The organism is Paraburkholderia sp. J63 (assembly GCF_905220245.1).
Lineage (GTDB): Bacteria > Pseudomonadota > Gammaproteobacteria > Burkholderiales > Burkholderiaceae > Paraburkholderia.
The window spans coordinates 1-14,620 of the sequence record NZ_CAJMZF010000011.1; the positions used below are offsets into that span (position 1 = coordinate 1).

The following is a 14,620-nucleotide window of genomic DNA, read 5'->3' on the forward strand; positions in this document are numbered from 1 at the left end:
CGGCGGCTATTGCGGTGCCTGTTGCGGCGCCGACTTCATCAATTGCGCACTCAACTGCTTGTACTTGAGCAGCGCCACCTGGTCGCCCTGCGCCGCCGCCGCCGCGTAGTAGGCGCGCGCAACGTTCAGGTTCTTCGGCACGCCGTCGCCGCCGCGCTCGTAGAACGAGCCGGTCACGTACTGCGCCGTCATGTCGCCGCCTTCCGCGGCCTTCTTGTACCAGTAGAACGCCTGCTTGTTGTCGCGCGAGGTGCCGCGCCCGTCGAGATACTGGTTCGCAAGCGCGAGCTCGGCCTGCACATGGCCCTGCTTCGCGGCCTTCAGGAACCACTGATGCGCCTGCACCGGATCGCGCTCGACGAAATCGCCGTCGTCGTACATCTTGCCGTAGACGTATTGCGCGTGGGACATGTTCGCGTCGGCGGCCTTGCGCAGCCACTTGCGGCCTTCGCCCACGTCGGCGGCGCCGCCTTCGCCGTTCACCAGCATCATCGCGTAGTTGAACTCGGCGAGCCGGTTGCCGCGTGCGGCGGCGGCCTGGAATTCGGTGCGCGCGGTCGTGAGATTGCCGGCGTTGTAGTCGGCGACGGCGTTGGCCGTTTGCGGATCGGATTCCGCGCCCGTAGCGTGCACAGCCGGCGCAGAGGCCGAACCCGCGCCCGCCGCGGCCGCGAGTCCGCTCGCGCCCAGCGCCCCAGCGGCGACGCACGCTGCGACCGCCGCCGCACGGACCTTCCGCGCCAGCAACACGTTCGGACGCCTCATGATCTCGCCTCCTGGAGCGCCTGGCGCGTCGCGCGCATGAGCCAGATGACGTCGGCGGCCAGCGCGACGAAGTTGAAGCCCATCTCGCGATACTGCTTCGCCTGCGCGGCGTCCATCGCAAAGATGCCCGCGGCCACGCCCGCCGCGCGCGCGGCGGCAACGATGCGCGTCATCGCGGCCACGACGTCGGGATGCTTCGAGTCGCCCAGATGGCCGAGGCTCGCGGCCAGATCGGCGGGCCCGACGAAGAGGCAATCGACGCCCGCCACCGCCGCGATCTTCTCGACATCGTCGAGTGCCGCCGCCGATTCGATCTGCACGATCGACGCGATCTGCGCGTTCGCGCCATGCAGATAGTCGCGCCGCATGCCATAGGCCGCCGCACGCACGACGCCCGCGACGCCGCGCTGGCCGTTCGGCGTATTGGCATCGGGATACTGGGTGTAGCTCACCACGCGCGCGGCTTCGTCGGCGGACGCCACGTTGGGAAACATCACCGTGCGCACGCCCGCGTCGAGCACGCGTTTGACGAGCCACGGCTCGTTGGCCGGCACGCGCACGACGGGCTCGGTCGGCAGATGCGCCGCCGCGATGGCGCGCAGTTGCGCGATGATGTCGCCGCTGTCGTTGGGCGTGTGCTCCATGTCGATCAGCAGCCAGTCGAAACCGGCATGCGCGAGCGCCTCGGCGGCGGTCTCGCTGCCCATCGAAAGCCACAGGCCATAAAGCGGCTCGGCTTCCTTGAGGCGTTCCTTGAGGGGATTGGTGAAGGTGCTCATCGCCGTGCTCCCGGCGAGGCTGCGGGACGCGCGCATCCCGCGCGGGCCTCGTGGCCCGGCAGCAGCGCCGCAGCCGGCATGTCTCGCTCCGTTGTGTTATCGGGCCGCGCGTCGGATGCGCGGCCTTGCCGGAGCGATCATACCGCGACAAAAGTTCGCGGGCCGGGCGGAAAACCCGGGCTTGCGGGGCGCGATCGCGGCTTGGTGGTGGCCTGGTGGCGCCTTAAGCGCGCGTGACTTCGGCCCAGCAGTTCGGCGTCTCGTACAGACGCACCTTCTGCAGTTGCAGATTCACGCCGTAGTGCGCGTCGTAGACGTTCGCGAGAATCTCGAACGCGATGGCCGCGAGGTTCTCCACGGTCGGGATGCGGTCGATCACGACCGTCTTGTGGCCGGGCAGCGTCTCGAGGAAGCCGCGCACCTGCGTGTCGCCTTCGAAGACGATGAACGCGTGGTCCCACAGATCGACGAGATGCTGGTTCGCGAGCGCCTTCACGTCGGCGAAATCCATCACCATGCCGCGGTCGGGCGCGCCTTCCGTCTCGACGGTGTCGCCTTGCAGCGTGACTTCCAGCACGTAGCGATGGCCGTGCAGGTTACGGCACTGGCTGCGGTGGTCGGGGATGCGGTGGCCCGCATCGAATTCGAGTTTTCGGGTGATCGTCAGCACGGCGCTATTCGGAAAAATTCGGGGCAAAAATCAGGGAATGTTCAGGTACTTGTGCGTCTGCATCGAGAGGCGCCATTGCGGATGCCGCTTGCACCAGTCGACGGCGAGCTTCGTGTTCAGGTCGCGCGACGCGCCGTCCATCGGCTGGACGAGAAAATACTCGAAATCGAGCAACGCGTACTCGGCGAGGCGCTGGTTGTCCTGCGGGACCACGACCTTGAGCTCGTTGCCCTTCGTGACCACGAGCGGCGCGTCGGCCTTCGGGCTCACGCACACCCAATCAATGGTTTCCAGCACCGGCAGCGAGCCGTTCGTTTCGATGGCGATCGTGAAGCCGGCCGCGTGCAGCGCGTCGACGAACGGCTGATCGATCTGCAGCATCGGCTCGCCGCCCGTGCAGACGACGAAGCGGTTGCCTTCGCCTTCGGGCCAGAGCGACGCGATCATCGCGACGAGCTCCTCGGGCGTGCGGTACTTGCCGCCGTTCTCGCCGTCGGTGCCCACGAAATCGGTGTCACAGAAGCGGCAGACCGCCGCTTCGCGGTCTTCCTCGCGGCCCGACCACAGATTGCAGCCGGCGAACCGGCAGAACACGGCCGGACGCCCGGCGTTCGCGCCTTCGCCCTGCAACGTATAGAAAATTTCCTTTACCGCGTAAGTCATGGTGCTGCCTGATCGTTTTCCCCGCGTGTCGACGCTCGAGGAACGGGTTATTTCGGGCGCTGATCGTCTGTTCGCGAGGCGCGCCGCCCGTGCGCCGCCCCGCTCCTGCCGCCACGCTGCATGGCTGCCGCCATCGCGCGTGGCCTCGCGCCCGTCATCCGTTCAGACCGGCGCTTCCGTTACCTTTTCGCCCGCGAGGTACGCCTCGTAGCCGCGCTTGCGCAGCTTGCATGCCGGGCACTCGCCGCAGCCGAAGCCCCAGTCGTGGAGCTCGGCGCGCTCGCCCACGTAGCAGGTATGCGTTTCCACGCGCACCAGCTCGACCAGCGGCTCGCCGCCGAGCGTTTGCGCGAGGCGCCACGTGTCGGCCTTGTCGAGCCACATGAGCGGCGTCTCGATCACGAAGCGGCTGTCCATGCCGAGATTGAGCGTGACCTGCAGCGACTTCATGGTGTCGTCGCGGCAATCGGGATAGCCCGAGAAGTCGGTCTCGCACATGCCGCCCACGAGCACCTTGAGTCCGCGCCGGTAAGCGATCGCCGCGGCGATCTGCATGAACATCAGGTTGCGGCCCGGCACGAAGGTATTCGGCAGGCCGCTTGCGGCCGTTTCGATCTCGATTTCGCGCGTCATGGCCGTGTCGCTGATCGAGCCGAGCACCGAGAGATCGATCATGTGATCGTCGCCGAGCCGCTCGCCCCACGCGGGAAACGCCTGCGCAATGGCCGCGCGAAAGCCGTCACGGCATTCCAGTTCGACGCGATGACGCTGGCCGTAATCGAAGCCGAGCGTCTCGACGGTATCGTAACGGTCGAGCGCCCAGGCAAGGCACGTAGCCGAGTCCTGGCCGCCGGAAAACAGCACGAGCGCGCCGTTCCTGGGTTCTGTTCGAGTCACCGTGAAACTCCGTGTTGAGAGGTTCCGCGCGGTCGCAAGCCCTGGAAACCCGCCGCACGGACCGGCCTGAGCTGCCGGCCAATGCAGTATAGGCTGCGGCTTTTTGGCCGATATCGGCGCTACTTTATACCGCTGATATCCCAACCGCGTGGGTCGGCATGGCGCCCGGAAAACCCGCCCAACGAAAAAGCCCCAGGAATCGTACGATCTCCTGGGGCTGCATTCTGGTGGCCTGGGACGGAATCGAACCATCGACACGCGGATTTTCAATCCGCTGCTCTACCAACTGAGCTACCGGGCCAACGAAGAAAGAAGATTATAGCGATCCTGACGGACCCGCGCAAGGGCTTTCGCAAAAAAGTTAGCTCATTCGCCCTTGCTCTTGCCGAGGTCCACGCCGAGCTGCTTGAGCTTGCGGTACAGGTGCGTGCGCTCGAGGCCGGTCTTCTCGGCCACGCGCGTCATGCTGCCGTTCTCGCGCGCGAGGTGGTACTCGAAGTAGGCGCGCTCGAACGCGTCGCGCGCGTCGCGCAACGGGATGTCGAACGAGATCGACGCCACGCCTGTCGCGGCCGTTCCGCCCTGCACGCCGTCGGCGCCCAGCACCGGCAGCGCGGCCGCCGACGCCACCGCGGCCGGCCCGCCCGACGCCGGCTTGGCCCCGCCCGGCGCGCTCGCCGGCACCGGCGCGGCGCTGCCGCGCGCGAGCCCCTGCTCGACCGCCTTCAGGAGCTTTTGCAGCGCGATCGGTTTTTCGAGGAAGTTGAGCGCGCCGATCTTGGTCGCCTCGACGGCCGTGTCGATGGTCGCATGCCCCGACATCATGATGACGGGCATCGTCAGATGGCCCTGCGCCGCCCATTCCTTGAGCAGCGTGACGCCATCGGTGTCCGGCATCCAGATATCGAGCAGCACCAGGTCCGGCACCTGACGCTGACGGAATTCGCGCGCCTGCTGCGCGTCTTCCGCGAGCTCCACCACGTGCCCTTCGTCGCTGAGGATCTCCGAGAGCAATTCCCGGATGCCCATTTCGTCGTCTACCACCAGGATGGTTGCCATTTACGCTGCCCTTGTCTGCACTGTTGCTTTTGATCCCTGCTCCGCTGCCGCGCGCGCCGCCTTGCCCCGGGTGCCGCGGGTGGCGGCATCCGGCAGCGTGGCACCAGGCGGGGCGCCCGGATTGGCGTCGTCCGCCAGCTGGAGAAAGAGAATCGAGATCTGCGCGCCTTCTATCACGTCGCCCGCTTTCATGCGATTGCGGATGTCGATGCGCGCGCCGTGCTCGTCGACGATCTTCTTGACCATCGCAAGCCCGAGTCCTGTTCCTTTGGCCTTGGTCGTCACATACGGTTCGAACGCGCGCGTGAGAATGCGCGCCGGAAAGCCGGGCCCGTTGTCCGACACCGTGAGACGCACCGCGACGCGCGTGTGGCCGTCCGCATCCGGATCGCCATATTCTACGGCCCGCGTCTCGAGCATTACGTGTGGAGTCTCGACGTCGGCCACCGCATCCTGCGCATTCTGCAAGAGGTTATGAATGACCTGGCGCAATTGCGTCGCGTCGCCCCGGATGACCGGCAACGCGGAAAGCTCGACCTTGATCGCGCTCTTGCCTTCCTCCGCGCCATAGAGCGTGAGCACTTCGCTCACGAGCTCGTTCAACTGCAGGCTCGCGAGCACCGCGGGCGGCGTGCGCGCGTAGTCGCGGAAGTCGTCGACCATCTGCTTCATCGCCGCGACCTGATTGACGATGGTGGTCGCGCCGCGCTTGAGCACTTCGGCGTCCGAGGGCGCGAGCTTGTCGGAGAGCTTCATCTGCAGGCGCTCCGCGGAAAGCTGGATCGGCGTGAGCGGATTCTTGATCTCGTGCGCGAGGCGCCGCGCGACTTCGCCCCACGCGACCGAGCGCTGCGCCGAGATCACGTCGGAGATGTCGTCGAACACGACCACGTAGCCCGACGTCTGCATGTCGCCGGCGTCTCGGCCCGTATCGGACACGAGGCGCGCGCCGCGCACGAGCAGCGTGAGCGGATCGGTCTCGCCCGCGACCGGCACCGAGAACTGCTGCTGCCAGTGGCCGTGGTCCACGTCGCCGCTTTCGCGGTCGGTGCGCGAGGCTTCCTGGTCGGCGAAGGCCTTGCGCACCATCGCCGCGAAATCGCCGAGCGCCGTCACGTGATCGATGGGCAGGCCGAGCTGCGTCTGGAACGGATGGCGGAAGATGCGCTCGGCGCCGGGGTTGGCCGTCGTCAGCCGGAACTGGCGGTCGAACACGAACACGCCCGCCGTGAGATTCGCGAGGATGCTCTCGAGATATGCCTTCGAATGCTCGAGCGCGACGCGGTTCTTCTCCACGGCCTGGCGCGCTTCGGAGAGCTGGCGCGTCATCGCATTGAACGATTGCGTGAGGAAGCCCAGCTCGTCGCGCGACTTGATTTCGCGCTTGGGCGTGTAGTCGCCCTCGGTCACTTCCTTGGTGCCCTGCGCGAGCAGGAACAGCGGGCGCGCAAGCTGGTTGCCGAGCGCGAGCGCCAGCATCATCGCGACGAAGGTGGCGAGAAACAGCGCGAGCGTGAGCGTGCCGATGTACATCTTGCGCAAGCCCGTGCGGCCCAGCGCCTTCTCCTGGTACTCGCGATAGGCGCGCTGCACGGCGTCGGCGTTGCGTGCGAGCGCGGCGGGCACCGGCTGCTCCAGTTGCAGGAAGCGCTCGGCGGGCTGCAGGTCGGTGGTGTTCGCGTCGGGAATGCGCGTGACGACGCGCAGGCGCAGCGCGCCCTTCGGACCGTGCAGACGCGGGTCGCCGTCGACTTCGCCTTCGATCGCCGCATAGCCGCGCCCGCGCGCCTGATCGATCATGAGCGGCGTGGGCAGATCGGCCGGCATCAGCGAGGAGAAGTTGCTCGACGCCTGCGCGACCACGTGCATGTCCGGCGCCGCGCCCGACATGCTGCGCACCGGCTCGACGATGGTGGCGTCCTGCACGCCGAACTGGTCGCGCGCGCGCAAGAGCGTGAGCGTGGTGCCCGCGGCCTCGCCGTTCGCGATCTGCTCGGCCATCAGGCGCGCCTTGGTCTGCAGGTCGGAGAGCGACGCGTCGAGCATGCCGCGCCCGAGATTCAGGCCCGCCGTGAGCGCGGTCTCCACGTTCACGTCGAACCACGACTCGATCGAGCGCGAGACGAACTGGTACGAAACGATGTAGATGATGCCGCCCGGCACCACGCCCACGAGCGCGAAGAAAAACGCGAGCTTGGCCAGCAAGCGCGTGCCGAACTTGCCGCGCCGCAAGCGCACGACGATCACGATCACGAGCGCCGTCACCACCGAGAGGAAGATCAGCGCGACGACGATATTGGCCGCGTAGAGCCAGCCGTAGTAGCGGTCGAAGAATTCGGTGTTCGCGCTCGCGGCGGCAAGCAGCACGAGCAGCAGCGTCGCCGTGAACGCGACGGTGGAAACGAGCAGCTTGACGACGACGCTGCTGACACTGGTGGCGCGGCGTACTTTATTTAGCACGTTCGGTCACCGTGAAGTTAAAGCGCTTCCAGTCCGAAGCGAGATTCCAGTCGCGATTGTTGACCGCATCTATCTGGAACGGCTTGGGCATGAGCGCGACGTCGAGCTGCATGCGCACCGACGCCGTATAGGTTTCGCCCGGATGCACCTGCTTGCTGTCGATCACGTGCCACGAGGTGACGTGCTTGATGACGGCGAGCGCATCGGCGAGCGTCGTGAAGCCGAGCTGCAGCCCGCCGCTCGAAACACGATACTCGCGCGTGAGCGGCTGGAACGAGAGACGGATGCTTTGCGAAACGCTCACCGGCTGCTCGTCGAACCAGTACCAGCGCGGACGCGTGAGCTCGAAGTCGGTGGTGAAGTAGAGCGGAATGCCCTTGTTGACCGCGTCTTCCAGGCTGCTGTTGAGGTCGAAGTCGAAGCGGGCGTCGAGGCTCCAGCCCGTGCCGTCGGCCTGCAGCGACGCCCGCTGCACCGAGATCGAATCGGCGCGCGCCGGCGTGACGGCCGCGAAGCCGAAAGCCAGCGCGATCCAGATCAGGACCGCGAAGCGTAGCGGGAAGAAGCGTTTGATGGTCACCGTTTCTGAAAGCGCGCGTAGAAGAAGCCGTCGTGATCTGCGGTGCGATCGGGAACGGGGCGGGCGTCGTGCTGTGCATCGGCATCCGGCCGCGCCGCATGGGCTGCGCCGCTGTCGGGCCCCCCGGCCGGCGCGCCGTCGGCCGCGGGCAGCAGTTGCCCCGGCGCGTCCAATCGTACCGCATCCGCGTGGGTGCTTTCAAACCAGCTCGCCTGCGCCTCGCCCTCCTCGGGGAAGATCGAGCACGTTACGTAGAGCAGCTCGCCACCCGGCTTGACGAGCGCCCACAGCGCCTCGACGATGCGGCGCTGCTCCTGCGCGAGCGCCGCGATATCGCTTTGGCGACGCAGCCAGCGGATGTCGGGATGGCGGCGCACGATGCCCGAGGCCGAGCACGGCACGTCCGCGAGAATGCGGTCGAATGGCTCGCCGTCGAACCAGTTCGCGGGCGCACCCGCGTCGCCGATCACGACGCGTGCGTGCCGTGCGGGAAGTTGTGCGTCTGCGTCTGCATCGCCATCGGCTTGATCGGTCGAAAAGCCAAGGCGTGCGAAGTTCTCGCCGATGCGCGTCGCGCGCGTGGCATCGCTTTCGAGCGCGATCAGGTCGATGTCGGCGAGTTCGAGCAGATGGCCGCTCTTGCCGCCGGGCGCCGCACACGCGTCGAGCACGCGCATGCCGTCGCGCACGTCGATGATTTGCGCCGCGATTTGCGCGCCCGCGTCCTGCACCGAAATGTCGCCGGCCATGAAGCCCGGAATGCGGTCGACGGGCAGCGGCGCGGCGAGCCGCACGGCATGCGCGCCGATCTGCGTCGCGGCGAGGTTTTCCGCGGCGAGGCGCTGCACGTAGTCGGCGGCGCTCGTGCGGCGCGCGTTCACGCGCAGCGTGAGCGGCCCCTGGGTGTTGCCGGCCTCGAGAATCGCCTGCCAGCGCTCGGGCCACGCGCGGCGGACCGCGTCGATCCACCATTGCGGATAGTTCCAGCGCGCGACTTCGTCGGCCTGCGCGGCGGCGAGCGCACTCTCGCGCTCGCGCAAAAAGCCGCGCAGCACCGCGTTCACGAGGCCCTTCGCGAAGGCCACCTCGCGGCGCGCACCGATCGCGCGCACCGCCTGGTCGACGACGGTGAACGGCGTATAGGCGGCGTGCGCCTCATCGTCGACGAGCAGCGCCAGCGCGCACGCCAGCAGGTTCGTCACGAGCGGCGGCGGCGCCTTGCTCACGCGCTGCTTGATCAGCCAGTCCACGGTGCCGAGGCGCCGCATCGTGCGATACGCGATGTCCTGCACGGCGCCGCGCGCCAGCGCCGCGACGTCGTGCGGGAGCGCGGCAAAAGCGCTCGCGAGCGCCGCCGGCAGCGCCGCGCCCGCGCGCACCGCGCCCACGGCGTGCGCCGCCTGGTCGAGCGCGAAGCCGAGCGAGTCGGGGGCCAGGTGGACGGCCCCGCCTGGCTTGGCCTCACCGGTCCGGCGCGCCGATGCGGCGGGACGCCCGGCGTTTTTGGCGCGTGGCTGGCCGGACGAGGATGAGCCGGACGGGCGGCGGGAGGAACTGGATGTCATGGAGGAACCGGAAGCGGGCCGCGAGAGGGCGCGGCGAATCGTGCAAAAGCAAACCACAAGCGAGCCATTGTAGCGTGGCGTGGACGCAACGCCGCGCGCCTGACGCAATCGGCAGCGCGGGCGCGGATCGCCTCGCTCATCTGACGCGCCAATAAAAAAGGCAGACCCGAAGGTCTGCCCTTGCGCATGCGTGCTTCGCGGCTTCAGTCGAAGCGGCCGGTGCGGGCCATTTCCATGAGACGCGCGATGCGCTCCTCGGTGGCGGGGTGCGTCGAGAACAGATTCGCCACGCCGCCGCCCGAGAGCGGATTCATGATCATCATCTGCGCCGTGGCCGGATGCTGCTCGGCAGCCGGGAACGGAATGCCCTGCGCGTAGCGATGGATCTTGTCGAGCGCCGAAGCCAGCGCCTGCGGATCGCCCGAAATCTGCGCGCCGCCGCGATCGGCCTCGAACTCGCGCGCCCGCGAAATCGCCATCTGGATGAGCGCGCCCGCGATCGGCGCCAGCAGCGCGACGGCAATGCTGGCGATGGGGTTAGCCGGACGGCCGTTCTCGTCGCGGCCGCCGAAGAACATCGCGAAATTCGCGAGCGCCGAGATCGCGCCGGCCATGGTGGCCGAGATCGTCGAAATGAGGATGTCGCGATGCTTCACGTGCGCGAGCTCGTGCGCCATCACCCCGCGCATCTCGCGCTCGGACAGCACGCGCAGGATGCCGGTGGTGGCGGCTACTGCCGCGTGCTCGGGATTGCGGCCCGTGGCGAACGCGTTGGGTGCGTCTTCGTTGATGAGGTAGACGCGCGGCATCGGAATATCGGCGCGCGTGGCCAGCTCGCGGACCATGCGATAGAACTGCGGCGCCGTGGTCTCGTCCACTTCCTGCGCGTTGTACATGCGCAGGACCATCTTGTCCGAGAACCAGTACGAGAAGAAGTTCATGGCGAGCGCCAGCATGAGCGCGAGCATCATGCCGCGATGCCCGCCGATCATGCCGCCAATCACGATGAAAAGGGCCGTAATCGCGGCCATCAACATCGCGGTCTTGACCCAGTTGAACATGTGCTCTGCTCCTTCACCCATTGGGGATCAAATCGTTGAACGCCCGCCATCGGCCTCGCTCCGGCGAAGCGGCGAGCGCATTGTAAGCGATTTGTTAGATATGGGCGGATCGGAAAAATTCAATCTCAGCGCGTGGCGGCGGCGAGCCTCAGGCCGAGGCCGACGAACGCCGAACCCACCGTGCGGTCGAGCCACTTCTTGATGCCCGGCTTGCCGGAGAAGCGCTGCGTCACGCTGCCCGCGATCCAGGCGACGAAGCTGTTCCAGATCGTGCTCATGACGACGAACACGGCGCCGAGCGCGAGGAAGGCGAGCACCTTGTGCGGGCTCGTCACGTTCACGAACTGCGGGAAGAACGACACGAAGAACAGCACGACTTTCGGGTTCAGGACGTTGGTCCAGAAACCCGAGAGGAAGAGCTGGCGCAACGGGCGCGGCGCGGCTGCGCTCGACGTGGATTGCGCTGCGTTCGCGCTGGCCGCCGGGGCTTCCTGCTTCGCGAAAATCAGGCGCACGCCGAGGTACACGAGATAGCACGCGCCCACGAGCTTGATGACCGTGAATGCCGTGGCCGAAGCCGCGAGCAGCGCGGTCAGCCCGAACGCGCAGGCGAGCGCGTGCACGCAGCAGCCCGCGGAAATGCCCAGCGCCGACACCATCCCCGCGCTACGGCCCTGCGCGACGCTGCGGCCGACGATATAGGCCGTATCGGGGCCCGGCGTGACGTTCAGGAGAAAGACGGCGACGAGAAAGAAGCCGAAATGAGTGATGCCAAGCATGACGTTCTCTGCAAAAAACGACTCGAAAAGAGGGTTCGAGCCGCCCTGTGCAGCCGTCCCGACGAATCTCTCAAATTCTAACGCGCGCGACGGTGCGTGCGTTGCCTCGCCGCATGACCGTATGTTCGAAAGCCCAAAGCATCCGGCTATGCGGCGGGGGCTAGGCTGCGCCGGCGTCGGTCAACGTGAAGCGCTGGCCGGCCGCGAGCGGCATGCCGGCGAGGAATTCGCGCGCAGGCAGGCGCTTGCCGCCGGGCTTCTGCAATTGCGTCACGCGCAAGGCGCCCTCGCCGCACGCCACCACGACGCCCGCGGGCGAGACCTCGAGGATCTGGCCCGGCGCGGCCCCAGCGGGAACATCGACACCATCGGCCGGTTCGGCGGACCACAGCTTGAGCAGCGCGCCGTCCAGCGTGGCCGCGCCGCCCGGGAACGGATCGAACGCGCGAATCTGCCGGGCGAGCACCATGGCGGAACGGCGGAAGTCGAGCGCGGCTTCCTGCTTGCCGATCTTCTCGGCATAGGTGACGCCATCGGCGGGCTGCGGCGTGACGGGCAGCGCGCCGTCGCGTTCGAGCCGGATCAGCCCGTCCACCACGAGTTGCGCGCCCAGCGCGGCAAGGCGGTCGTGCAGCGTCGCGGTCGTATCCGTGGCCGCGAGGGGCGTGCGCACTTCCGAAATCATCGGCCCGGTATCGAGGCCCGCGTCCATCTGCATGAGCGTGATGCCGGTCTCGGCGTCGCCGGCCTCGATCGCCCGGTGGATCGGCGCCGCGCCGCGCCAGCGCGGCAAGATGGACCCGTGGATGTTGATGCAGCCGTGCCGCGGAATGTCGAGCACTTCCTGCGGCAGCAACAGGCCGTAGGCGGCCACCACCATCACGTCGTGCGGCGTCGCGCGCAGCAGATCCAGCGCCGCGGCCGCCTCCTCGGGATACTTGCCCGTGCGCCGCAACGAAGGCGGCTGCGCCACCGCGATGCCATGCTCCTGCGCGTAGCGCTTGACCGGGCTCGCCTGGAGCTTCATCCCGCGCCCGGCGGGACGGTCGGGCTGAGTCAGCACGAGCGGCACGGCAAAGCCAGCCTCGTGGATCGCGGCGAGCGCCGCGGCGGCGAATTCCGGCGTACCGGCAAAAATGACGCGAAGAGAGTGGCTCATGGGCGCTAAAAGATCGGCGAAGAAAGAAAGAAGCGGCGCAGCGCGCGAGGCTTACATCGCGTGCTCGAGCTTCTTCATCTTGCTCTTGATGCGCGTCTGCTTGAGCGGCGACAGATACTGGACGAACACCTTGCCCATCAGGTGATCCATCTCGTGCTGGATGCACACGGCGAGCAGGCCCTCGCAATCCACTTCCCAGGTCTCACCCTTCTCGTTGAGCGCCCGCACGCGCACCCTCTCCGCGCGCTCGACGTTGTCGTAGATGCCCGGCACCGAGAGACAGCCCTCCTCGTGCACGTCCCTTTCGGTGCTCGACCAGACGATTTCCGGGTTGATGAACACGAGCAGCTCGTCATGCGTCTCGGAGACGTCGATCACGACGACGCGCTCGTGCACGTCGACCTGGGTCGCGGCAAGACCCACGCCGGGTGCCGCGTACATGGTCTCGGCCATGTCGGCGACGAGCTTGCGGATACGGTCGTTGACCACCTCGACGGGCTTGGCGACCTTGTGCAGACGCTTGTCCGGGTAATGAAGAATGTTCAGTAGAGCCATGGTTTGACAGTTCCTGGTTGGGCGCCGCGGACCGCGCGCTCGCGCGCGCATGGCCATTCGGCCAACTGGTGCGCCCCTCGCGGAATACAGAAGATAGTCGGACAGATGCGAACGAAATGACGGGAATCAACACGCCGCTGGGCTCGAAAGCACTTCTCGCGCCCGTTCTGCCGCTGCGTGAACGGCATCGGCACGAGATCCAGCCACAAGCCCGGCCAACCAGCACGACGCCCGCAGCGCGCCATGACGATGCGTCATAGCGCCGCCAATAAATTTCGGATGGTGAAAATTTTATCACGACGGGCCCAGCTTCGCCCGCCACCGGAGAATTGCCGATGCTCGCCCCCTTGCCGCTAGAGGCCGACGAACTCAGCGCCTGGCTGCGCCTCGTGAACGCGCGGGGCCTGAAGCCCGCGGCGCTCTGCGCGCTGCTTCGCGCGTTCGGGCTTCCGCAGCACGTGTTTGCGCAACCGTTCGAGGCGCTCGCGGCCGCGGCGGGCACCGAAGCGGCCCGCGCCGCGCTGGCGCCGCCCGCAGCGAACTTCGCGCAGCAAGTCGCGGCCGTGATCGCCTGGCGTGCGCAGCCCGGCAACGCGCTCGTCACGCTCGCCGATCCCGCCTATCCGCCGCGCCTCCTGACGATGCCCGACCCGCCAGCGCTCCTCTACGTGCAAGGGCGGCTCGATCTGCTGCATGCCCGCAGCGTGGCCGTGGTGGGCAGCCGCAGCGCCACGCCACAAGCGCTCGAAGATGCCACGCGCTTCGCGCGCACGCTCGCGGCGGCGGGCGTGACGGTCGTCTCGGGCCTTGCGTCCGGCGTGGATGGCGCCGCGCATCGGGGCGCGCTGGACGAGCGCGGCGGCGGCGGCACCGTCGCCGTAATCGGCACGGGCGCCGACCTCGTCTATCCCGCCGGACATCACGCGCTCGCGGCGCAAATCGCCTCGCGTGGGGCGATCGTCAGCGAATGGCCGCTTGGCACGCCCGCGCGTTCGGCGAATTTCCCGCAGCGCAACCGCGTGATCGCGGCACTCGTGGAGGGCGTGATCGTGGTCGAGGCCGCGATGCGCTCGGGTTCGCTCATCACCGCGCGGCTCGCCAACGAGATGGGACGCGATGTGTTCGCGCTGCCCGGCTCGGTCCACGCGCCGCTCTCGCGCGGGTGTCATCGGCTGATCAAGGAAGGCGCGCAGCTGGTCGAAACGCCCGAGGAAGTGCTCGAAGCGCTGCGCTTCACGCAGCCGGCACCACGTGCGCGGCGCACCCGCGCGCCGCGCGAACGCGACTCGACAGACGCAATGACGCTCCCGCTCGAATTCGAAGCGCAGCCCCCGCGCGTCGCGCGCGACAACGCCCCGAGCGAGCCGCCAGCCGAAGCGGCGCCGGGTCGTGATGCAGCGCACGCTCGCTCCGCTGCACTCGCGCCCGAAGCGCACGCTCTGCTTGCCGCACTCGGCCACGCCCCCGCCACGCTTGAAATCCTCGCGCAGCGCACCGACATGACCGAGGCCGCCCTGCAAGCCACGCTGCTGCAGCTCGAGCTGGCCGGGTACGTGAGCGCGCTGCCCGGCGGCCGGTTTACGCGGGCGCCCCACTGCTAGCCCGCCGCCGTGTTACATTCGCGCCAA

General features: G+C 67.8%; 14 protein-coding genes and 1 tRNA gene. 1 reads left to right on the forward strand and 14 read right to left on the reverse strand.

Annotated elements, in window-relative coordinates; genetic code table 11:
• Positions 1–6: 6 nt before the first annotated feature.
• From U5775_RS14000 to def, 14 genes are all read right to left on the reverse strand, one after another.
• A complete protein-coding gene (locus U5775_RS14000) occupies positions 7–765 on the reverse strand; it encodes a tetratricopeptide repeat protein (protein WP_322058732.1) in 759 nt (252 codons plus the stop codon).
• On the reverse strand, positions 762–1,544 hold the full coding sequence (locus tag U5775_RS14005) for an HpcH/HpaI aldolase family protein (RefSeq protein WP_322058733.1): 783 nt from the start codon (positions 1,542–1,544) through the stop codon (positions 762–764). Before U5775_RS14005 ends, U5775_RS14000 begins: the two co-directional genes overlap by 4 nt.
• Positions 1,545–1,767: 223 nt before the next feature.
• Complete coding sequence (gene queD, locus U5775_RS14010) at positions 1,768–2,211, reverse strand: 6-carboxytetrahydropterin synthase QueD (protein WP_322058893.1); 444 nt, start codon at positions 2,209–2,211, stop codon at positions 1,768–1,770.
• A 33-nt stretch (positions 2,212–2,244) separates the two neighbouring features.
• Positions 2,245–2,877 (reverse strand): 7-carboxy-7-deazaguanine synthase, encoded by a 633-nt coding sequence (queE, locus tag U5775_RS14015; RefSeq protein ID WP_322058734.1) that lies wholly within the window; start codon positions 2,875–2,877, stop codon positions 2,245–2,247.
• A gap of 162 nt (positions 2,878–3,039) precedes the next feature.
• Complete coding sequence (gene queC / locus U5775_RS14020; RefSeq protein WP_322058735.1) at positions 3,040–3,774, reverse strand: 7-cyano-7-deazaguanine synthase QueC; 735 nt, start codon at positions 3,772–3,774, stop codon at positions 3,040–3,042.
• A gap of 225 nt (positions 3,775–3,999) precedes the next feature.
• Positions 4,000–4,075: transfer RNA gene (locus U5775_RS14025), tRNA-Phe, on the reverse strand.
• A gap of 65 nt (positions 4,076–4,140) precedes the next feature.
• Positions 4,141–4,833 carry a response regulator transcription factor EsaR gene (gene esaR / locus U5775_RS14030; protein WP_322058736.1) on the reverse strand — a complete coding sequence of 231 codons (693 nt, stop codon included), beginning with the start codon at positions 4,831–4,833 and terminating at the stop codon, positions 4,141–4,143.
• On the reverse strand, positions 4,834–7,293 hold the full coding sequence (locus U5775_RS14035; protein WP_322058737.1) for a PAS domain-containing sensor histidine kinase: 2,460 nt from the start codon (positions 7,291–7,293) through the stop codon (positions 4,834–4,836).
• Positions 7,283–7,873 (reverse strand): DUF4390 domain-containing protein, encoded by a 591-nt coding sequence (locus U5775_RS14040; RefSeq protein ID WP_322058738.1) that lies wholly within the window; start codon positions 7,871–7,873, stop codon positions 7,283–7,285. The genes U5775_RS14035 and U5775_RS14040 overlap by 11 nt, the downstream gene beginning before the upstream one ends.
• On the reverse strand, positions 7,870–9,438 hold the full coding sequence (gene rsmB / locus U5775_RS14045; protein WP_322058739.1) for a 16S rRNA (cytosine(967)-C(5))-methyltransferase RsmB: 1,569 nt from the start codon (positions 9,436–9,438) through the stop codon (positions 7,870–7,872). Before rsmB ends, U5775_RS14040 begins: the two co-directional genes overlap by 4 nt.
• Positions 9,439–9,641: 203 nt before the next feature.
• The gene (htpX, locus tag U5775_RS14050) at positions 9,642–10,499 is read right to left on the reverse strand and encodes a zinc metalloprotease HtpX (RefSeq protein WP_322058740.1); all 858 of its coding nucleotides are present in this window, start codon (positions 10,497–10,499) and stop codon (positions 9,642–9,644) included.
• Between the two features lie 125 nt (positions 10,500–10,624).
• Positions 10,625–11,278, reverse strand: coding sequence for a LysE family translocator (locus tag U5775_RS14055; protein WP_322058741.1), 654 nt, complete (start codon positions 11,276–11,278; stop codon positions 10,625–10,627).
• 160 nt (positions 11,279–11,438) lie between these two features.
• Positions 11,439–12,437 (reverse strand): methionyl-tRNA formyltransferase, encoded by a 999-nt coding sequence (gene fmt, locus U5775_RS14060; protein WP_322058742.1) that lies wholly within the window; start codon positions 12,435–12,437, stop codon positions 11,439–11,441.
• A gap of 51 nt (positions 12,438–12,488) precedes the next feature.
• A complete protein-coding gene (def, locus tag U5775_RS14065; protein WP_322058743.1) occupies positions 12,489–12,992 on the reverse strand; it encodes a peptide deformylase in 504 nt (167 codons plus the stop codon).
• A gap of 335 nt (positions 12,993–13,327) precedes the next feature.
• Here def and dprA point away from each other — a divergent pair, with 335 nt between their 5' ends.
• Complete coding sequence (dprA, locus tag U5775_RS14070; protein WP_322058744.1) at positions 13,328–14,593, forward strand: DNA-processing protein DprA; 1,266 nt, start codon at positions 13,328–13,330, stop codon at positions 14,591–14,593.
• Positions 14,594–14,620: the final 27 nt, after the last annotated feature.